The 20463-nt window shown below is 64.9% G+C and carries 16 protein-coding genes; 11 read left to right on the plus strand and 5 right to left on the minus strand.

Annotation, left to right across the window (positions count from 1 at the left end; translation table 11 throughout):
- Positions 1-99 precede the first annotated feature (99 nt).
- The 3 genes from ISG32_RS12575 to yddG all read left to right on the plus strand — a co-directional run bounded on the left by ISG32_RS12575 (position 100) and on the right by yddG (position 1972).
- Positions 100-531, plus strand: a complete 432-nt coding sequence (locus tag ISG32_RS12575) for a type IV pilin protein (RefSeq protein ID WP_228529774.1) — start codon at positions 100-102, stop codon at positions 529-531.
- A gap of 116 nt (positions 532-647) precedes the next feature.
- Positions 648-1052, plus strand: a complete 405-nt coding sequence (locus ISG32_RS12580; protein WP_194771345.1) for a YkgJ family cysteine cluster protein — start codon at positions 648-650, stop codon at positions 1050-1052.
- 20 nt (positions 1053-1072) lie between these two features.
- On the plus strand, positions 1073-1972 hold the full coding sequence (gene yddG, locus ISG32_RS12585; RefSeq protein WP_194771346.1) for an aromatic amino acid DMT transporter YddG: 900 nt from the start codon (positions 1073-1075) through the stop codon (positions 1970-1972).
- Positions 1973-2091: 119 nt separating this feature from the next.
- Here yddG and ISG32_RS12590 read toward each other — a convergent pair whose 3' ends face one another.
- From ISG32_RS12590 to ISG32_RS12610, 5 genes are all read right to left on the minus strand, one after another.
- On the minus strand, positions 2092-3498 hold the full coding sequence (locus ISG32_RS12590) for a HAMP domain-containing sensor histidine kinase (protein WP_194771347.1): 1407 nt from the start codon (positions 3496-3498) through the stop codon (positions 2092-2094).
- Positions 3499-3520: 22 nt separating this feature from the next.
- The gene (locus tag ISG32_RS12595) at positions 3521-4225 is read right to left on the minus strand and encodes a response regulator transcription factor (protein ID WP_194771348.1); all 705 of its coding nucleotides are present in this window, start codon (positions 4223-4225) and stop codon (positions 3521-3523) included.
- Between the two features lie 273 nt (positions 4226-4498).
- On the minus strand, positions 4499-5794 hold the full coding sequence (locus ISG32_RS12600) for a TolC family protein (RefSeq protein ID WP_228529775.1): 1296 nt from the start codon (positions 5792-5794) through the stop codon (positions 4499-4501).
- A complete protein-coding gene (locus ISG32_RS12605) occupies positions 5787-8900 on the minus strand; it encodes an efflux RND transporter permease subunit (RefSeq protein ID WP_194771350.1) in 3114 nt (1037 codons plus the stop codon). Before ISG32_RS12605 ends, ISG32_RS12600 begins: the two co-directional genes overlap by 8 nt.
- 192 nt (positions 8901-9092) lie before the next feature.
- Positions 9093-10292, minus strand: coding sequence for an efflux RND transporter periplasmic adaptor subunit (locus tag ISG32_RS12610; RefSeq protein WP_407645052.1), 1200 nt, complete (start codon positions 10290-10292; stop codon positions 9093-9095).
- 215 nt (positions 10293-10507) lie between these two features.
- Here ISG32_RS12610 and ISG32_RS12615 point away from each other — a divergent pair, with 215 nt between their 5' ends.
- The 8 genes from ISG32_RS12615 (at position 10508) to ISG32_RS12650 (ending at position 20380) form a co-directional block, all read left to right on the plus strand.
- A complete protein-coding gene (locus tag ISG32_RS12615; RefSeq protein WP_194771351.1) occupies positions 10508-10948 on the plus strand; it encodes an OsmC family peroxiredoxin in 441 nt (146 codons plus the stop codon).
- A 412-nt stretch (positions 10949-11360) separates the two neighbouring features.
- Complete coding sequence (locus ISG32_RS12620) at positions 11361-12743, plus strand: homoserine dehydrogenase (RefSeq protein WP_194771352.1); 1383 nt, start codon at positions 11361-11363, stop codon at positions 12741-12743.
- A 151-nt stretch (positions 12744-12894) separates the two neighbouring features.
- On the plus strand, positions 12895-13401 hold the full coding sequence (locus ISG32_RS12625) for a sigma-70 family RNA polymerase sigma factor (RefSeq protein WP_323745929.1): 507 nt from the start codon (positions 12895-12897) through the stop codon (positions 13399-13401).
- Entirely contained in the window at positions 13398-14360 is a 963-nt protein-coding gene (locus ISG32_RS12630; RefSeq protein ID WP_194771353.1) for a FecR domain-containing protein, read from the plus strand. The genes ISG32_RS12625 and ISG32_RS12630 overlap by 4 nt, the downstream gene beginning before the upstream one ends.
- A 103-nt stretch (positions 14361-14463) precedes the next feature.
- Entirely contained in the window at positions 14464-16899 is a 2436-nt protein-coding gene (locus tag ISG32_RS12635) for a TonB-dependent siderophore receptor (RefSeq protein WP_194771354.1), read from the plus strand.
- Positions 16900-16920: 21 nt separating this feature from the next.
- The gene (locus tag ISG32_RS12640) at positions 16921-18072 is read left to right on the plus strand and encodes a PepSY-associated TM helix domain-containing protein (RefSeq protein WP_194771355.1); all 1152 of its coding nucleotides are present in this window, start codon (positions 16921-16923) and stop codon (positions 18070-18072) included.
- A gap of 3 nt (positions 18073-18075) precedes the next feature.
- Positions 18076-18297 (plus strand): hypothetical protein, encoded by a 222-nt coding sequence (locus tag ISG32_RS12645; RefSeq protein ID WP_194771526.1) that lies wholly within the window; start codon positions 18076-18078, stop codon positions 18295-18297.
- An 85-nt stretch (positions 18298-18382) separates the two neighbouring features.
- Positions 18383-20380, plus strand: a complete 1998-nt coding sequence (locus tag ISG32_RS12650) for a 3'-5' exonuclease (RefSeq protein ID WP_194771356.1) — start codon at positions 18383-18385, stop codon at positions 20378-20380.
- Positions 20381-20463: the final 83 nt, after the last annotated feature.

The raw sequence follows: 20463 nt of genomic DNA on the forward strand, positions 1-20463 counted from the left end.
TCGATCGGCCCATCAGGAATCCGCCCCACAAAGGCTCCGGTGCATGCCGCCGGAGCCCGGTCGGACGCCGCAGAATTTGAGGAGAGAGAAGTGCAAAAAATGAAAGCAGCAATCAGAAGAAAAATACACCGGGAAGGCGGCTTCACGCTGATCGAGTTGATGATCACGGTGGCGGTGGTCGGCATTCTGGCCGCCATCGCCTACCCGTCGTACCAGGAGTATGTGATCCGCTCACGGCGCACCGAAGGCATGGCGTTATTGAGCGACGCGGCGGCCAAGCAGGAGCGTTGGCGTGCGCAGAATGGCAGCTACACGACCACCGTCTCTGATCTGAGACTGGGACATGGCGATCTTTCGGAGCGTGAATACTACAAGCTGACCATCACGGCCGACAATGGCTACACACTGACGGCGACGCGCAATGGTGCGCAAGTTGCCGACAAAAAATGCGGCAACTTCACGCTCAATGCACTCGGCGCCAAGGGCATGGAAGCTGGGAAACCCGGCACGGTGAAGGACTGCTGGCGCTGACCCACTCGATTTCACCGGTCCTCATGATGGCCGCACAGCACCCCGCTCCAGGCGCTCCGTAGACAAGTTCTCTACAATTTCGCCCTTCGAGCCAGCGCTGACAGAGCAACACCATCATGAGATCCCCCATCGCCATCGTAGACGTGGACCGCGTCGAGACCTGGCAACGCTACCGCGCAGGCATGTGCGACACCTGCGCCGCCAACTGCTGCACCATGCCGCTGGAAGTGCAGCTCTCCGATCTGGTGCGTCTTGGCATCGTCGATGCGTTCGAGGTCGAGCATGTCGATGTCAAGCTGATCGCCAAGCGCCTGTTGAAGATGAAGGTCATCGACCACTTCAACCACAAGAACACCATTTTCACCATGGGCCGCCGCGCGAGCGGGGACTGCAATTTTCTGGACGAAAAGACGCGCCTCTGCACGGTGTATGAAACGCGGCCGGAGACCTGCCGGCTGCATCCGCAAAAGAAGAGCCCCAAGCCCGGATTCTGCGCGTATGGCGCGCGGCGCCCGCGCTGATTCGCGCTGGATACACATCCATGTCCGCGCCCTCCTCCCGCGCCACGCTGATCGGCCTTGCGGCGATCCTGTGCTGGTCAACATCGGTCGGTCTGTTCCGCAGCGTGGCCGAGCATCTGGGCCCGGTGGGCGGTGCGGCAAGCGTTTTTTCACTGAGCGCGCTGCTGGTCAGTCTGCGCTTCGGCCTGCCGAAATGGTCGCAATTGCGGGCCTGGAACCCGGTCTATGTTTGGGGATGCGGGCTGATCTTCGTGGCATATGAGATCGGGCTGGCGCTGTCCATCGGCTTTGCGAGCGACCGCACGCAGACGCTCGAGCTCGGCATGATCAACTACCTCTGGCCCAGCCTCACCGTGGTGCTGGCGACCGCGCTCGGGCTGCAGCGCTTTCGCTGGGGACTGGTTCCGGGCGTGCTGCTCGCCATGCTGGGCATCGTGATGGTGCTGCAGGGCGACGGTCAGTTCTCCATCGCGGGCCTGTGGGCCAATGTGCGAAGCAATCCGCTGGCCTACGGTCTGGCGTTCGCCGCCGCGTTGCTCTGGCCCTGCTATTCGGTGTTGGCGCGCCTGTACGGACGAGGTGCGAATGCGCTGTCACTGTTTCTCTGGGGCGTTTCGCTGTGCCTGTGGCTGCACCATGCGTTCAGTGACGAACCGGCGATGCACTTCACCGTGCCCGCACTGCTGCAGCTCGCTGCGCTCGGCGGGCTCACCGCGCTGGGCTACAGCTGCTGGGACTACGGCATCCGCCATGGCGACCTCACCGTGATGGCCGTGGGCTCGTATTTCACGCCCGTGCTTTCGGCTCTGGTGGGAACGGTGTGGCTGAACGTCACGCCCTCATGGAGCTTTTGGCAGGGCGTGGCGCTGGTCACGCTCGGCTCGCTGATCTGCTGGTACAGCACGCGGGAGCGCCGCTAGGGAGCCTCTGCACCAATTGACCGTCAAGCGACTGGATGCAGATCGGGATGGGATGTTCAACGCAGACGACCGCCCGAGGCTGCGCTGGCACGCGTCGATCTCATTCGTGCAGAGGCTCCCTAGGCCGAAGCCACCGCCATGGGCGCGGGCAGCTCCGGCAGCCAGATGCGCGCCTGCAGACCCTGCGGCAGATTCGTGAAGTCGAGCCGTCCGCCATGCAACTGCACGATGGCATTCACGCTCGCAAGGCCAAGGCCGTAGCCGCTGCGGTCCTTGCGCGCGCGGAAAAAACGGCGGGTCATCTTCTCGATGGCCTGCGGGTCCACGCCGGGGCCGTTGTCCTGCACCAGCATCTCCACACCCGAGGCCGCGCGCCTTGCGGTCACCACGATATGCACTGGCCGCACATGGCTTTCCGCGTCGCTCGAACCGCCGTACTTGATCGCGTTGTCCAGCAGATTGGCCACCGCGCTCGCAATCAGATCGCCGTCGCCAAGCACCGAGAGACCGGGCTGCGCCTCCACCTGCAGCGTGCCATCGCCATCGTCGAGCAGCGGCTCGTAGAACTCCGCCACGTCCAGCAGCAGCGCGTTGATGTCCACCGGCGCGAAGCTCGCGCGGCTGGTGCCGCTTTCCACTTCGGCGATCTGCAGCAGCTTGTCGAACACGACGCCCAATTCCTCGACCTCGCCCGACACGCGCGCAAGCGTCGCCGCCTGCTCCTCGGGTCCGAGCTGGCGCGCATTGCGCAGCTGCAGCGTGATACGGGTGAGCGGCGTGCGCAGGTTGTGCGCGATGGTGTTGGAGACGTGGCGTATGCCCTCCATGAGCTGCTCGAGCCGGTCGAGCATGCTGTTGATGTCGCGATTGAGCAGCGTGAATTCATCATCGCGTCCAGCCACCGGAATGCGCTGGCTCAGATCGCCCGCAGCCACCCGCGCCATGGTGCTGCGGATCGCTGCGGCGCGTTCGTCCACCACACGTCGGAACGTGAGTGCACCGCCGATCGCCATGAAAAACGCGATCACTGCAGCCATCAGACTCGCGCGGCCGACCAGATCCTCCATGTCGCGCTGCTGCTGCATGTCCGTCCCCACCGCGAGAAACTGCCCGCTCGGCAGCTCGGCCACCGACACCCGTCCCGTCACGATGTGCCCCCCGCGACGCACCTTGAGCTCGCGCATGCCCATGGTGGTGAGCCGCCGCTGCGGCACCACGCTCGCGTTGCCGATGACTGGCGCGCCATGTCCATCCATCAGGATGATGATCTCGGTATCCGTGTTCACTCCATCCTCGAGCGTCTGACGGATCTCGGCCTCCAGCGACTGCTGCCCATTCTTCTGTGCATGCTCCACAAGGCGCTTGAGATGCGTCTCGGCCTGCCGATCCACCCGCACGCGCAGCACGCCCACGGTCTGCACGTAGAACACCGCGAGCACGATGGCCATGGTCAGCACCATCAGCCCCGCAAACTGCAGCGCAAGGCGAAACGCGGTGGAACTCCAGGGCTTGGCGCGCGTGGACATGTTGATCAGTCGCCTCCCGCCATCAGGCGCCCTGTGGCAGCCGCTGCGGCGCATCCGTCAGGCTGTAGCCCACGCCGCGCACGGTGTGGATCAGCGCCGGCTCAAACCCCTTGTCCACCTTGCCGCGCAGGCGGCTGATGTGCACGTCGATCACGTTGGTCTGCGGATCGAAGCGGTAGTCCCACACCGACTCCAGCAGCATGGTGCGCGTGACGATCTGGTGCGCGTGCTGCATGAGAAACGCCAGCAACCGGAACTCGCGCGGCTGCAGCGCCAGCGGCACGCCAGCGCGATCCGCGCTGCGCGTCATCAGGTTGATCCGCAGATCCGCCAGCTTCATCTCGCGCACGGGCGCAGGCACCTGCGCCCGCCGCATCAACGCCTCCAACCGCGCCGACAGCTCGGAAAACGCAAACGGCTTGGTGAGGTAGTCATCACACCCTGCCTTCAACCCCCGCACCCGCTCATCGGTGGCCGACAGCGCCGAAAGCACCAGCACGGGAGTCGTCTTTCCAATCGCCCGCAGCGTCTGCAGGATCTGCAGTCCGTCGAACTCATCGTGCAGCATGCGATCCAGAATGATCACATCCCACTGCTCCCCCACCGCCAGCGCAATGCCCTGCACCCCATCCCCGCAGACCGCCACCTGCGCCCCCTGCTCGCGCAACCCGTCCGCAATGTAGCTGGCGTTGAGCGCGTCGTCTTCGATGATGAGATAGCGGTACATGAAAAAACAGCAAAGAGAACCGATCCCCCACTATACGTGCGCAGAGATGCAGCACGAGCGAAGCGAAGTGCCGCCCCTCTTGGGAAACCTCTGACTCGCGGCGGTTGTCCGAACGGAGCGACGCAGTCGCGCAGTGAGTTCTGCCGCGTGACCCCGTATCCACAAGCGCATTTTTGGTGACTTTTTGGGCAAGACCAAAAAGTTACTGCCCCGCCGGGGGCAGTCCCGGCCTCAGAACTCAAAAAATCAGCTAATCAGCAAAGGCCCAAAAGATCAATCCAGCGAAGGCACATTCCCACTAGACAACCGCACCTGCCACTCCGCATCCAGATAATCCTTCACCAGATCCAGATACTCCAGCCGATGCTCGCTGATGGAACTGAGCGCATCGATCAGCTCAAGAACCCCTCCTTGGCCCAGCTTGTAGGCATCCCCGGACATCCGCTTGAGCGGCTCGATCTGCGCGAGCCCCTCCTGCTCATACGCCCGCACGCTTTCACGCTTGAGCTGCAGCTGCTGCAATGCGCTGAACAGCGCCGCCTGAGCCTCCTGCTGCGCGGCCTGCCAGCGCAGCTCGGCCTGTTCGGCCTCCATCCGCGCGTGATCGATATTCCCCTTGTTCCGGTCGAACAGCGGAATCTCCACCGACACCCCCCACTGCGTATAGCTGCCGTCGCTGCGGCTCTTCACGCGGGTCGCCCCGACGCTCGGCGTGGGATAGGCATCGCGCTTGGCGACCTCGATCTTGTGCCGTGCCTGATCGAGTTCTGCCTGCGCCGCTCGCAGCGCGGGCAGACGCGTGCTGGACTGGTTCCAGAGGGTATCGAAATCGGGCACCGGCACCTGCTCCAAGGTCTGGAGCGAGCCCTCGGCACGCACCTGCCAGGTGGGCATGGCAGCCACCTTGGCGGCGTTGGTGATGGCCGCCATGAGCGCGGCATTCGCCTTGGCCACCTGCATCTTCATCTGCGCTTCCTGCAGCGTGAGACGAGCGCCGTCATAGCGGCTGCGCGCGCCCGCTTCGATCTGCCCGCGCACGATGTACGCGGCCTTGGCGAGCGACTGCTGCGCGTCCTGCCAGACCTGCACGCGCTGCTGCGCGACCAGCAGCTCGTTGAAGGCCTGAGCCGCATCGTTCAGCGCCGCGTTCACCGCCAGCTCCACATGCGCGGCGGCGGTGATTTCGCCCTTCTTCGCGTTCTCGATGCGCAGACCGCGCTGACCGAAGATGGGAATCGGCTGCTCGATGCCCACACCATGCTCGCCGGGCTTTCCATAGGCCGACGCGACGGGATTGGGAAACGCCGACGCCGTCACCGTATCGGCGCGCGCGAGTCCGGTCTCGAGGCGGCTGGCGGCCAACGCCGGCTGGTTGCGCACCACCAGGCGCAGGTACTCCTCCATCGTCACGGGCTGCTGCGGCATGGACGATGGGGATGAGGATGAGGATGGGCCGGCCGTGCCCGCCACCGGCGCATGGACCGCATCCGCCGCATGCACGGCCACAAGGGGCCATGCACCGCAGACCCACAGCGACGCTGCGGCCACCCAGCGGTAAGTCTTAGTCATCTTGAGCGCCTTCATCGATTTCTTCCTGGGTCAACATGTTCTTGGGGCCGAGCAGCAGATACAGCACCGGCAGCAGCACGAGCGCGACGATCGGCAGGATCACCATGCCGCCGACGATCACCGATGCAAACGGGCGCTGCGTCTCGCTGCCCACGCCGGTGGACACGGCCATCGGCAACAGGCCGAGCAGCGCGAGCAGGGCGACCAGCACGATGGAGCGCATGCGCTCGGCCGTGCCTTCGATCAGCGCCTGCATCATCGGCATGCCCTGACGGCGCAGCTCTTCCACGGCGGACACCACCAGCAATCCCGCCAGCGCGACCTGTCCCAGCAGCGCGATGAAACCGATCGCCGCGCTGATCGACAGCTCGATGTGCGCGAGATGCAGCGCGGCGATGCCGCCCACCATGGTGAACGGAGCGCACAGCAAGATGACGCCTGCGCTGCGCGCGTGACCCAGCGCACTGAACAGCAGCGCGAACACGATCAGCAGCGACAGCGGCACCACCACCTTGAGGCGCGCGGCGGCGCGCTGCTGGTTCTCCCACTCCCCGCCCCAGACGGCCTGGTAGCCATCGGGGATCTTCACGTTCTGGTTGAACGCGGCGAGCGTGTCGCGCACCACCGAGCCGATGTCGCGACCCTCGACGTTGAATTTCAGCGCCATGTAGCGCGCATTGCCTTCGCGGAAGATCGACGAATTGCCGATCTTGATGCCCACGCTGCCCACCGAGTGCAGCGGCACCGAACCACCATCGGGCAGCGGAATCGCGATGTTGCGGATGCGCTCCTCGTCCATGCGATCCACATACGGCAGGCGCACGCGCACCGGCACGGGGTACTCGCCCTCCCACAGCGTGGTGGAAATGTTGCCGGCCAGCGCCACCTCCAGCGTCTTCTGCGCGGTCTCCATCGCAATGCCCTGACGAGCGAGCGCGGCGCGGTCGAATTCGACGTGCAGCTGCGGCGCGGGCGCGTCGCGATACAGGTCGAGATCGACCACGCCTTCAATGTCCTTGGTCGACGCGATGGTCTGCTGCAGGATGGAGCGCAGCGTCGGAATGTCGGGCCCGAACACCTTGAGCACCACCTGGCCGCGCGCGCCCGAGGTGGACTCTTCCACGCTGTCGCGAATCGGCTGCGCGAAGTTGAAGGCCACACCCGGAATTTCGCCGAGGCTCGCGCGCATCTGCTCGATCAGCTCGGGCTTGGTCAGGCCCTTGCGCCACTCGCCGTGCGGCTTCAGGCGCACCAGCGACTTGGCCAGGTTGATGGTCTCGTTGTCCGTGCCCGATTCGGGGCGGCCCTGCTCAGTGGTCACCGAGATCACCTCGGGAAAGGCCTTGAGTCTCACGCGCACATCGCGCAGCACTTCCTGCCCCTTCTCGAGCGAGATCGACGCGGGCATCTGCACCAGCACATAGGCATCGCCCTCATCGAGCTCGGGCAGGAATTCGGTGCCGAGAAACTTGGCCGAAATGCCCGCCACCACCAGCACCGCGAGCGAGACGATCAGCACCGTGCCCCGACTGCGCGCGGCGCCCAGCACCTTGCCGATCCAATGCTGATAACCATGATGGGCCTTGTCAAAAATCTTGGGCTCTTCCACCATTACATGCTTGGGCTTGAGGAACAGCGCGCACAGCGCGGGCACCAGCCCCATCGCGAACACCAGCGCGCCGAGCAGCGCGAAGCTGTAGGTCATCGCGAGCGGACGGAAGATGCGCCCCTCGATGCTCTGCAGCGAGAACACCGGAATCAGCGCCGCGATCACGATGGCCATCGCGAACAGCGTGGGCTTGGCCACGGCCACGGCCGAATCGATGATGATGTGGCGCATGTCGTTGGCGGTCTGCGGTTTTCGCAAACGCGCATTGCGGATGATGTTCTCGGCCAGCACCACCGCCCCGTCCACCATGATGCCGAAGTCGATGGCGCCCATCGAGATCAGGTTGGCCGGCATGCCCAGCAGATGCAGGCCGATGAAGGCCACCAGCAGCGACAGCGGAATCACCGTCGCCACGATCAGCGAGCCGCGCACGCTGCGCAGGAACAGCCACAGCACGGCCACGATCAGCGTCGCGCCGAACAGCAGGTTGTGCTGCACCGTGGCCAGCGTGTGGCCGACCAGATCGGAGCGGTCGTAATTGGTGGTCATGTGCATGCCCTCGGGCAGGCCACCGCTGTTGAGTTCGGCCACCTTGGCATGGATGTCGTCGAGCACCACGGACGGGTTCTCGCCGCGCTTGAGCAGCACGATGCCCTGCACCACGTCGTCGTGTTCGTTCTGACCGACGGAGCCCTGACGCGGCGTGTGCGACTGCACCACGCGCGCCACATCGCCGATCGTCACCGGCGCGCCGCCGCGCATGGCGACCACGACCTCGTTGATCTCCTGGGGCGACTTGAGCAGACCGATGCCGCGCACGATCAGCGACTGTTCGCCACGGCGCATCAGGCCGCCACCGACGTTGCGGTTGGACTTGGCGAGCGCATCGCTCACGTCGTCGATCGACAGGCCCAGCGAATACAGCTTTTCGGGATCGACCTCGACGTGGAACTCCTTCACGAAGCCGCCCACGCTCACCACGTCGGCCACGCCCTGCACCTGTTTCAGGACACGCACCACATGCCATTCCTGCTCGGTGCGCAGCTGCGCGAGCGTGTGGCGGTCACTCTCCAGACGGTAGTAGAAAATCTTGCCGAGCGGCGTGTAGTCCGGCGCCATCTCGGGCGTCACGCCCGGCGGCAGATCGGCCTGCGGCAGGCGCTGCGAGACCTCGGCGCGCGCGTTGAAGCTCACCGCGTCATCGTTGAAGACGAGGTTGATCATCGCGAGCCCGAAGTAGCTCTCGGAGCGCAGCGACACCAGCCCCGGCGTGCCGTTGAGCTCGCGCTCCAGCGGCTGGGTGATCTGGCGCTCGACCTCTTCGGGCGCGAGGCCCGGGGCCTGCGCGATCACGCCGACCTGCACGTTGGTCACGTCCGGGTAGGCCTCGATGGCGGTATGCAGATACGACCAGACACCATAGATCGCGATCAGCGCCGTGGCGCACAACGCCAGCAGGCGACGGTGCACCACGAAGGAAATGAAGGAATTCAGCATGCGGACTTCTTCCTGCCTTGTTCTTGTTTTCGGCTCAACGAGAGCGCACTTGTCAACACCATCCCGGTGTTTTCGATCCGAAGGCCGCGGAGCAGGCCATGCCAGCGGACGCCGTGGAACCGGCTTTGCCGGGCCACTGGCGGCGTCCCCCTTGAGGGGGAAGGCGCGAAGCGACTCAGGGGGTACTTCATGTCACAGGAGCTGGTTGGCTGCGCCATCCAAGAGCAGACCGCCCTTGACGACGATCTTCTCGCCCGGCTGCAAGCCACTGATCACCGGCACCATGCCGCGTGTGGGACGGCCCAGCTGCACAGTGCGCGCCTCGAACTCGTTTTCCGAGCGCTGCACGAAAACCACGCTGCGGCTTTCGTCCTTGATGAGCACGGCGGTCACGGGAATCATCATCTCGTGCGCGCTCGATGTCTGCACGCCCACCTTCACCTGCATGCCGGCGCGCAGCGCGGGATTCTGCTGATCGAGATCGACGACCACCGACGCGCGTCGCGAGTCCTTGTCGAGCGTGGCACCCAGATAGCGCACCTTGCCTGCCATCGGTTTGGTGATCTGCGGCGCTTCGACCTGCACCGGGCTGCCCACGGCAACGCCCTGCAGATCGCTCTCGAACACCTGCGCGACCACGTTCATCACGCCCGGATCGCCGATGGTGAACAGCGCGGCTCCGGCATCCATGGCGGCACCGACTTGCGCCTTGCGCTCGGCAATCACGCCCGCACGTGGCGCGCGCAGTACCAGTCTGTCTCCATCGCCCGAGCCGAGCAGCGCCACGGTACCGGACGCGCGCGCCAGCTCCTGGCCCGATTCGCGCAGCTTGGCCTGCGCGGCGCGCAGGTCCACGTCGATCCCCACGCCCTTGTCCACCATGGTCTGGTAGCGCTGCGCCTCCACGGCGGCCACGTCGCGCGCGGTCCTTGCCGCCGCCAGCTCATGGCGCGTGCGCAAGGCATCGGGACTGACCAGCGTGGCGAGCACGTCGCCCGCCTTCACCACATCGCCCACATGCGCCTGAACGGACACCACGCGCGCGGCCACCGGCACCGACACCGCCGCAGTGCGGTCTTCCACAAAAGCGACCTGCGCGGGAGCCCAGGCCATCTGCGTGCCACTCGCGGCCGCCACAGGTTCGATTCCCAGCATCTTCACCGATGCGGATTCCAGCCGCACCACGTCGCGGTTGGCATCACGATTGGCATCGCGGTTGGCGTCGTTGTTCGCTTTCCCGGGTTGCCGCGCCTCGGTCGCTGCGGCGGCGGCCGCCGACGACGCATCACACCCCGACAGCGTCACGCCGAGCAACAGGCTCGCCGTCAGCCCCAACGCGACTGCGGGAACGCGCCCCGCCCATTTGCCTTGTCTCGCCATTTGCTTGTTCACTTCACACCTCGTGCTCATCAATGGACGCGATGCTAGGCAGGGCACTTCCGGCCGTGGATAAAGCTTTCATTAACGTTTGGTAAGGTGGGGGCCGCAGTGTCGGCGCACGGTCGTAGGAATCGACTGACAGAGCATGTCCATTCGTCCACTCCTTCGTGCCGCCGCCTGTGTTCTGATCCACTTTTTACGGGTTCGCCCACAGCGAGGAGTACGCCATGTCCGCAGAAAAATCCGCATCCGTCCACTGGCAAGGTGCCGGCAAGGAAGGCACGGGAGAAATCTCCACCGAAACCGGTGCACTGAACAAGGCGCCTTACGGATTCGCCAGCCGCTTCGGCGACGACCGCAAGGCCACCAACCCCGAGGAAATCCTCGCCGCCGCGCACGCGGCCTGCTTCGCGATGGCGTTCTCGTTCGCCTGCGACGGCGCGGGCATCAAGACCGAGACGGTGGACACCACCGCCAAGGTGCGCCTCATGGCCGAATCCGGCGGCTTCAAGATCAGCCGCATCGCGCTTACGCTGAACGCCAAGGTTCCCGGCATCAGCGACGAGCAGTTTCAGAAGATCGCCGCCGAGGCCAAGGCGGGCTGCCCGCTGTCCAAGGCGCTGGCGAGCGTGCCCGAGATCACTCTTGTCGCCACGCTGGTGAAGTGAACGCCCGACGTTCGGCGGCGCGGAAACAGCCGCCGTCGCCGAACTTCGCGGCTGGCCCTTGCACGTCCAGCCCGCACGCGGGCGACGCGGCGTCGTTTGGCACGCACGCAAACCACGCCAACGAAAATCCAGTACACTGAAGGCCACATGTTCAGCACAGCCCCAAACCACGCAGCACCAGCAGCACTCCGCCCCACCGGCGTGAGCGCAAGCCAGTGCGCGTCTCCGGCCTGTGCCCGAATGACCACGATGATTATTACCAACACAGCTACCTAGCGCGTGTTAGGTGGCTGTACCGGCAGCCACCTGGAATCATCCCCTCCCCAAATACGGACGACCCAGCTGGCAAGCTGGGTTTTTTGTTTTTCGGCGCTGCAAGAAATGCAGGCCATTTTTGGAGAGGTCCATCACCATGTACAGCGAACCACGCCTTCGCCCCGCCCCCTTGAATGCCATCGCGCAGGCACACACGACGGGAGCCTCCACACTGCCCGCCCTGCGCATCGGCATGATCGGCCTCGGCACCGTGGGCATGGGCACGTGGACCGTTCTCCAGCGCAACCAGCCCCTGATCGCCGCACGCGCGGGCCGGGGCGTGGAGATCGTCGCCATCGCCGTGCGCGACCGGGTGCGCGCTGCACAGAAGCTCGGAGATGCGGCGCTGCAGCACGTCGAGCTCAGCGCTGATCCGCACTACGTCGCCACGCATCCCGACGTGGACGTGCTCGTGGAGGTGGCCGGAGGCACCGGCCCTGCACGCGACTGGGTGCAGGCCGCGCTGGCGGCGGGCAAGCATGTGGTCACGGCCAACAAGGCGCTGCTCGCGGTGCATGGCGAAGACCTCGCGGAAACCGCTGCGGCGCACGGTCGCCAGCTCGCCTACGAGGCCGCCGTGGCAGGCAGCATCCCGATCATCAAGACGCTGCGCGAGGCGCTTGCGGCCAATCGCATCGACTCGGTCACGGGCATCCTGAACGGCACCAGCAACTACATCCTCACGCGCATGCGCGATGCCGGCCTGGGATTTGCAGAGGCGCTCGCCGAGGCGCAGCAGCTCGGCTATGCCGAGGCCGATCCGGCGTTCGATGTGGATGGCGTCGATGCCGCACACAAGCTCTCGTTGCTGGCGGCGAACGCGTTCGGCATGGCGGTGGATTTCGACACCGTGCATGTCGAGGGCATACGCGATCTGCAACGTGCCGACGTTGCCGCCGCTTCCGAGCTCGGCTATGCCGTAAAGCTGCTCGCCACCGCACGTCGCCAGGGCTCCGCGGTGGAGCTGCGCGTGCACCCGGCCCTCGTTCCCGTGCGCCATGCGCTGGCGAACGTGGATGGCGCGACCAACGGCGTGCTGGTGCATGGTGACGCGAGCGGCCCCGCCTTCTACAGCGGCGCGGGTGCGGGCGCGGAGCCCACGGCATCGGCCGTGGTGGCGGATCTGATCGATCTGGCGCGCCTGCCGGCGTCACACCAGGATCGCAGCGTGCCCACGCTGGGAACGCGCGTGCACGACGGCGCTGCACCCGCTGTACTGCCCATGGGCGAGGTGGTCACCGCCCATCTGCTGTGCGTGGAGTCCGACACCAGCCTCTGTGAAGCTGGTGTGGTGCGGCAACTGGAGAAGGCCGGGCTACGCGTGTTGCGTCGCAAATGGGTACATTCCGATGCGCCAAGCGGTGCGCCTGCATTGGCCGTGCTCACCGCGCCCACAGCCGATGCGTTGGCATTCGACGCCGCACAGCAGCTACAGCAGCGCATGAATGTGCGGCTGCGGTGTCTGCGTGTGGCATCGTGAGCACCCTCTCCATACCGTACCGATTCACGGCGGACAACTGACGAATCCTGCGCTTCGGGCGAGCGCGCGCTCACTCCATTCATGGATGGGATAGAATGGAAATAACAACCATTCTCATCAAATCCATCCTCCAACGTCTGGACATCGCGCCGTGCCCGCTACTTCATTCGACACACATGCCGAGGTGAATTCGCTGTATCGCAACCACAGCCGATGGCTGCAGAACTGGTTGCGGATGAAGCTCGGCAACGCCTGTGACGCAGCGGATCTGATGCAGGACACCTTCTTGCGCGTGCTCACGCGAGACAGCTTGCCGGAGCTGCGCAATCCGCGCGCCTTTCTGGGTACGGTCGCCCACGGGTTGATGGTGAACTTGCTGCGACGCCGTGATCTGGAGGCTGCCTATCTCGAAGCGCTGGCCTGCCGAAACGAAGCACATGCCCCTTCGCCCGAGGCACGGGCGCTCGCGCTGGAGGCGCTGGTGGAAATCGACACCATGCTCACCGGCCTCCCGCCCAAGGTGCGCGAGGCCTTCCTGCTCTCGCAATTGGAGGGACTTGCGCATGCCGAGATCGCCGCACGGATGGACGTGTCCGTCAGCTCGGTTCGACAATACATTGGGCGCGCCATGCAGAACTGTCTGTTGATGCAGCCATGAAGATCTCGGCCGAGTCCATGGACCCCGTGCTGGCCCGAATGGCGAGCGAGTGGTTTGCGCGACTCAGCGATCCATCGGCGACTGAAGACGATCACCGCGACTGGCTTCAATGGCGCAACGCGAGCCCCGCCCACGAGCATGCCTGGCAACAGGTGGAGAACGTGGTGCGCAGGTTCCATCAGCTGGACCGCTCGGCCGCCAAGGGCGCGTTGAGCCGACCAGCCATCCCAGCACGACGGCAGGCTCTGCGCTCGCTGGCAGCGATTGGAGTGATGATCGGCTCCGGCTGGTTGGCTTACCGGCAACTGCCATGGGACGTCTGGAGCGCCAACTACCAGAGCGCGACCGGTGAGTTGCGCGAGGTCACACTGGCCGATGGCACGCAGCTGATCCTGAATACGGCCACCGCAGTGAACGTCGTCTTCGACACAAAGATGCGCCGTGTGGAATTGGTGCGCGGCGAATTGCACATTGCGACGGCATCCGATCCGCACTCTCGCCCCCTCGTCGTGCGCACGCCATTTGCCAATCTGCTGCCCGTGGGAACGCGTTTTTCAGTGCGCCAGGAGCAGGAGTGGGTGCGCCTTACCGTGCATGAGGGCGCTGTGGACGTTGAACCCCTCAACGGCTATGGGCCACCGATGCGGCGCATCGCCGCGGGCTCGTCGGTGCAGATCACACGCGAGGGACTTGCTGAACCGAAGGCAAGTCCAGCGAATGCGGAAGCATGGACGCAGGGCATGCTGCTGGCCGATGGAATGGCGCTGGGAGACGTCGTGAACGAGTTGAACCGCCATCGTGTGGGCCGCCTGGTCTGCGACCCGGCAGTTGCGGAGCTGAAGTTGTCCGGCGCGTTTCCGCTGCGGAACACCGACGCGGCGCTGAGCGCCGTGGCCCGCGCGTTGCCTGTGCGGATAGTGACGATGACGGGGTTATGGGCTCGGGTCGAACCACTCTGAAAGAGCGGTGGACCAAGTATTTCTCCTTTTTTTCATTGTCGACTGTCACTTTGCGCTTTTCGATTGGCTACTGAGCAGAAGCCAACACCGTCGAGAAGCACTCATGAACCTTCACTCCGCCCTCCCCTTCGCACCCATTGCGGCAGCCGTCCTGATGGCAATGGCACCGGCTGCTCATGCCGTGCCGGTCGACATTCCTGCGGGCCCCTTGGGGCAGGCGTTGTCGCTCTATGCGGCGCGTGCGGGCGTGGTGTTGTCATTTCCTTCAGGCCTGACGGAGGGATTGCGCACCGCAGGCATCAAGGGCGACTTTTCGATCCATGCCGGTTTTGATGCGTTGCTCGTGGGGAGTGGGCTGATCGCTGTGTCCACACCGGAAGGCAGCTTCACGCTGCGCAAGAATGCTGCGTCTGAAAAACAAGCACAAGCTTCGGCCCCCGCGCCCGCTGGCAGTGCGGACGGGGCACTGCCCACCGTCACCGTGACGGCCACGCCCGCCGTTGGCGCTGAAACGAACGGCACCAGCCGCTATGTGGCAAAGCGCGCCAGCAGTGGAACCAAGACGGACACCCCGCTCATCGCCGTGCCGCAATCCATCAGCGTGATAACGCGCGACCAGATCGACGAGCAAGCCGTGACCAGCGTGCGTGAAGCCCTGCGCTACACGCCTGGCCTCGTCTCCGAATACCGGGGTGCGGGCGGCACGCGCTACGACACCATTCTCTACCGTGGCTTCGGCGGCGGCATCAACTACGATTACTCCTATCTGGACGGCATGCGTCTTTTGGGCGCGAACTACGCCATCCCGCAAGTCGACCCATACCATCTGGAGCGTGTGGACGTGCTGCGCGGCCCGGCCTCGGTGCTGTATGGACAGGGCACGCCGGGCGGCATGATCAACCTGGTCAGCAAAATGCCCACGCCCGATCCCTTGCACGAGGTGCAGGTGCAGCTCGGCACCAAGGGCTGGAAGCAGCTGGGCTTCGATCTCGGCGGCGCGCTCAACGCGGACGGCACGCTGTCCTATCGCCTCACGGGCGTGGGGCATGATGGCGACTCGCAGGTGAAGCACCAGACGGATCGGCGCGCCGCATTGGCCGGCGGCATCACATGGCAACCCGACGCCGACACCAGCCTCACGCTGCTGATGCGCTACCAGCACGATCCCGAAGGCGGCTACTACGGCTTTCTGCCCGCCGTGGGTACCGTCAAACCGCTGCCCGACGGCTCCTTCATTCCGCGCAATTTCTTCGATGGCTCACCCGCGTTCGACCAATTCCGCCGCACGCAGAGCTCCATCGGCTACCAGTTCGAAAAGCGCATCGATGACCAATGGAGCCTGCACTCCAGCCTGCGCTTTTTGCATGTGGGCACGGATTACGACAGCGTCTTCACCTCGGGCGTGAACGTGTCCAACCCATCCAATCCGCAACTGGTGCGCCGCGCCATCTTCAACAACGCCAGCTACAACGCCATCACCGCAGACAACCGCGCGCAGTACAGCTTCAAGACGGGCGACCTGTCGCACAAGCTGCTGTTCGGCATCGACTACCAGCGGCTGCATTACAACGAGGCACAGGGCATGGGCAACGCGCCGTCGCTGTCCATTCCCAACCCCGACTATGCAGCCGCCATCACGCGTCCTGCCATGTCGTCGCGCTCGCGTCAGGAACTCGATCAGATCGGGCTCTATGTACAGGACCAGATCCAGTGGGATCGCTGGACCTGGCTGGTGGGCGTGCGCCAGGACTGGGCGGGCAATGACCGCGCCGAGCGCATCAGCGGCACCGACGTGAAGCAGAGCGATCACGCCTTCACGGGGCGCATCGGACTGGTCTATCAGATGGACAGTGGCGTGGCCCCGTACGTGAGCTACTCGCGCTCGTTCCAGCCCGTGGCCGATGCCGATGCTGCGGGCCGACTGTTCAAACCCACCACGGGCGAGCAAGTGGAGGTGGGCGTGAAATACCAGCCACCGGGCTCCAACACGCTGCTGACCGCGGCGGCGTACCAGCTCACGCAGAACAATGTGCTGACCACCGATCCGAACAACACGGCCTACAGCATCCAGACCGGCCAGGTACGCACGCGCGGCGTGGAACTGGAAGCACGCGCCAGCGTCACGCGCAGTCTGGACATCATCGCCTCGTACACCCACGCCGACAACGTCAACACGCGCAGCAACACCGCCCAGGACAAACACCCCACCTATGTGCCGGACCAATCAGCGGGCCTGTGGGGCAGCTACACGGTGCGGGACGGCGCGCTCGCAGGGCTCGGGGTGTCAGCCGGTGTGCGCTACACCGGTCGCAGCTGGGCCGATGCCGGCAACACGATGCGCGTGCCGGACTACACGCTGCTCGATGCCGCCGTGCGCTACGACCTCGGCGTCGCCAATCCGGCGCTCAAGGGCACGACGCTCGCGCTCAACGTCACCAACCTCACCGACAAGACCTTCGTCTCGGCGTGCGCGACAGCGACCAAGTGCTTCTACGGAGCGGGTCGCACGGTACGCGCCACAATGACCTACAAGTGGTGATGGCGACGCCAGCTGCCCGCCATGATGTCATCCAAGACCCTGGGCCGCTGGCGCTGGGTGCATGAATGGTCCAGCCTGGTCTGCACGGTATTCCTCTTGATGCTGTGCGTGACCGGGCTGCCGCTGATCTTCCACCACGAGCTGGAAGATTGGCTCGAGCCACATGCGCCCGAGGCATCCGCCCCGGCACATTCCGCGCACCCGAACGCAGGCGCCGCACCCCACATGGACGAGGTGCTCGCGCTGGTGCGCGATGCCTACCCCGAGCGACCGGTGCAATTTATCGCCTGGCTCGACGAGCCGGGGCAGTTCCGCGTGGGCCTGCGCCGCGACGCAACGCAGCAGGGACAAAAGCCGTTCGCGCTGGTGGATGGTGTGCAGCGCCGCATCACGGGCGAGGCCTACAGCGAGAAGGACTGGCGCAACGGCGGCATCATGTCGGCGCTGCTCATGCTGCACACCAACATGCTCATGGGCCAGAAGTCGCAGCTTTTTCTTGGCGCCATGGGGCTGCTGTTCGTCGTGTCGCTCGTCTCGGGAGCGGTGATCTACGGGCCGTTCATGCGCAAGCTCCCGTTCGGCACCGTGCGGCATGAGAAATCCAGGCGCGCGGTCTGGCTGGACCTGCACAACCTGCTCGGCATTGCCGCGCTGATGTGGATGTTCATCGTCGGGCTGACCGGCGCCATCAACACGCTCGACTCCATCGTCTTCGGTGCGTGGCAGAAAAGCGTGACGGCCCAGTTGAAGATCGAATACGCCGATGCGAAGCCCACGCCTCGCCCCGAGGGGTTGCAGCGCGCGGTGGACAAGGCGCTGGCGTTCCTGCCCGAGCGGCGCGTCAGCTTCGTGGCCTTCCCCGGTTCGATGTTCGCGACGCCCCGGCACTATGCGGTCTATCTGCAGGGCGACACCACCATCACCTCACGCCTGCTGCATCCGGTGCTGATCGATGCCGTCAGCGGCGAACTGGTGGACGTGGGCAACCCGCCGTGGTTCCTGCAGGCGCTCGAGGTGTCCCGCCCCTTGCACTTCGGCGACTACGGCGGCATGCCCATGAAGCTGCTGTGGGCGGCCTTCGATCTGCTCGCCATCGTGGTGCTCGGCAGCGGCATCTACCTGTGGATCAACCGCCGACGCAGCAAGGCGTCACCAGCCCCGACCCGGAACTGAGTCATGCCCGCACCATCCGCTACCCGCACCAAAACCCACGGCACGAGCCCGCCAGGCGGCTTCTGGTTCGTGTGGCGCATGCCCGCACTGCTGGCCACGCTGACCTTGGCCGGATTGCTGATCGCGTTGTTCAGCGACGGCTACTGGCGCCACCTGGCCTGCGCGCTGCTGAGTGTTCCGTTGTGGGCCGGCCTGTGGCACTGGCTGCGCGCCAGGGCATCCTGAACTTCGCCGGTCGGGGCGAGCCCCACTCTGTGCAAGACTAGGGCCTGTTCACATATCCTCCGGGAATCGCCCCAGCTTGACCTGTATGTCCCAGCCCGCCAGCACACCCGCGCGTTTCACGCCCAAAGTCATCACGCCGTCCGATGAGCAGCGCGCGATCCAGATCGCGTCCGAGCGCACCATCATCGTCGAGGCCAACGCGGGCGCGGCCAAGACCACCACGCTCGCGCTGCGCGTGGCCGAGAGCCTTGCGCGCGGCGTGCCCACGCACCGGATCATCGCGCTCACGCACACGCAGCCGGCCTGCGTGGCGCTGCAGCGCACGCTGGTGCAGATCGGCGTTGCGCGCAATGAAGTGGGCCAGTTGCGCATCCAGACCTTTGAAGACTTCAGCAAGGAAATCCTCAAGGGCATCGACGATCACCGCGTGGACTATGTGGACGAAAACGAGCAGCTGCGCTCCTATTTCTGGGACGCCGTGCAGCGCGTGGAGGAGGACGAGTCCGAGCGCTTTCGCGACGAACTGCAGATGCCTGCGATCGGCGACAGCTGGTTCGCTGCGGAATTCCTCAAGATCAACACGCGCCTCAAGGGCACGATGCGTGATGTGCTCGAGCGCGACGGCACGCGCGTGAGCCCCGAATATGCGGCAAGCATCGGCATCGACTACACGCAGCTCAAGGTCTACCTGGCCTACGAACGCATCCGCCGCCAGGAAAACGCGGACACGCCCCGCTTCCGTGGCGAGGCCGATGCCACCTACGATCTGGCCCGCCATTTCGTCGATGGTGAAACCAGCGAAGGCCTGCGCCACTGGCCCTCCAACGCGCAGATCGTGCTGGTCGATGAAATGCACGATCTGAACTACGCCATGTTCCGCGTGCTGGCCGAGATCCTCAACACATCGAAGAGCTTTTTCTGCGGCATGGGCGACGTGGACCAGGTGGTGCACGAGGCCACCGGCGCGGATGCCGTCTTCATGAAAAACGCGATCGAAGAGCACACCTCGCGCACCATCAAGCGCTACCCGCTCACGCACAGCTACCGCTTCGGCAAAAGTCTTGCCACCAGAGCCGGCCGCGTGGCCAACAAGCCGTACAGCTCCAACGCCGCGCACGACACGCGCATCACGCAGCAGACATTCACGTCGAACGAGGAATGCGCGAGCCTCGTCGTCGACGCCGCCAGAGAATGGAAGCGCACCCGCCGCAACATGAGCGAATTCGCCATCCTGCTGCGCCACCCCGTGCAATCCGTGCTGATCGAGAACCTGCTCATCGAGAACGAGCTGCCCTACACCATGAGCGGATTCGAAAGCTACCTGAAGCGCCCGGAAATCCTGTTCATCCGCGGCCTCATGGCCGTCGCCACCGACAACATGCAAAGCCTCACGCACGAGGACACGCGCGAGCAGGTGCTGACCGCGCTGCACTTCTTCAGCGGCACCCGCATCGAAGTCGCCAACCGCCCCGACGACAGCCAGGCCACCCTGCTCGCCGACGCCATCAGCGCCGTGCGCGACAACCCGATGTTCCTCACCTCGTTCTTCACCAACCAGGTGCTGCGCACCGCAGAACCCCAGCTGCAAAAGCGCCTGGAGGCCGCGCAACACATCGCCGCCACACAAAGCGGCCCGACGTTTTTGCAAGACTTTCTCAAAGCGCTCGACATCCACTCCATCATCAACACCGCCTACATCGCCAAAGACCGCCGCGCCGAGGCCCTGTCCAACATCGAAGGCCTGCAACTCGCCGCCAGCAAGTTCAACTCAGCATTCGACTACTTCAGCTTTCTGAACGCGCTGGAGCAAAAACAGCGCGACTTCAAAGACAGCAAACGCCTACAACTCGCCAGCATCGTGAGCGTAAAAGGACTGGAGTTCGAACACGTGCTTGTGCCACACCTCACACAGGGCGAATTTCCTGCTGCGAACGGGACTTCGACTGAAGAGCGGAATCTGTTCTACGTCGCGATCACGCGGGCCAAGCAGCAGTTGACGCTGCTGGGGCATGGGGTGAGGGGGAGTGGGTTTTTTGGGAGCGTGGGGAGTGGGAAGAAAGAGCGGGTTACGACGGTTTTGTAGATGCGGCGAAACGATCGCTGGCCGTCAGATTTAGGCTGGTTGCAGTCAGCCAACTCAACGAATGCAATGACTGTTGCAGCCAA

Origin of the sequence: Diaphorobacter caeni, assembly GCF_015354245.1 — a bacterium.
Classification (GTDB): Bacteria; Pseudomonadota; Gammaproteobacteria; order Burkholderiales; family Burkholderiaceae_C; genus Diaphorobacter_A; species Diaphorobacter_A caeni.

Bases quoted from the DNA above. Each gene is read 5' to 3' on its own strand.
- ISG32_RS12605 (WP_194771350.1), bottom strand. From the start codon at position 8,900: ATGCTGAATTCCTTCATTTCCTTCGTGGTGCACCGTCGCCTGCTGGCG.
- ISG32_RS12595 (WP_194771348.1), bottom strand. From the start codon at position 4,225: ATGTACCGCTATCTCATCATCGAAGACGACGCGCTCAACGCCAGCTAC.
- ISG32_RS12590 (WP_194771347.1), bottom strand. From the start codon at position 3,498: ATGTCCACGCGCGCCAAGCCCTGGAGTTCCACCGCGTTTCGCCTTGCG.
- ISG32_RS12600 (WP_228529775.1), bottom strand. From the start codon at position 5,794: ATGACTAAGACTTACCGCTGGGTGGCCGCAGCGTCGCTGTGGGTCTGC.
- ISG32_RS12645 (WP_194771526.1), top strand. From the start codon at position 18,076: ATGCCCGCACCATCCGCTACCCGCACCAAAACCCACGGCACGAGCCCG.
- ISG32_RS12620 (WP_194771352.1), top strand. From the start codon at position 11,361: ATGTACAGCGAACCACGCCTTCGCCCCGCCCCCTTGAATGCCATCGCG.
- ISG32_RS12630 (WP_194771353.1), top strand. From the start codon at position 13,398: ATGAAGATCTCGGCCGAGTCCATGGACCCCGTGCTGGCCCGAATGGCG.
- yddG (WP_194771346.1), top strand. From the start codon at position 1,073: ATGTCCGCGCCCTCCTCCCGCGCCACGCTGATCGGCCTTGCGGCGATC.
- ISG32_RS12635 (WP_194771354.1), top strand. From the start codon at position 14,464: ATGAACCTTCACTCCGCCCTCCCCTTCGCACCCATTGCGGCAGCCGTC.
- ISG32_RS12580 (WP_194771345.1), top strand. From the start codon at position 648: ATGAGATCCCCCATCGCCATCGTAGACGTGGACCGCGTCGAGACCTGG.
- ISG32_RS12575 (WP_228529774.1), top strand. From the start codon at position 100: ATGAAAGCAGCAATCAGAAGAAAAATACACCGGGAAGGCGGCTTCACG.
- ISG32_RS12650 (WP_194771356.1), top strand. From the start codon at position 18,383: ATGTCCCAGCCCGCCAGCACACCCGCGCGTTTCACGCCCAAAGTCATC.
- ISG32_RS12615 (WP_194771351.1), top strand. From the start codon at position 10,508: ATGTCCGCAGAAAAATCCGCATCCGTCCACTGGCAAGGTGCCGGCAAG.
- ISG32_RS12640 (WP_194771355.1), top strand. From the start codon at position 16,921: ATGATGTCATCCAAGACCCTGGGCCGCTGGCGCTGGGTGCATGAATGG.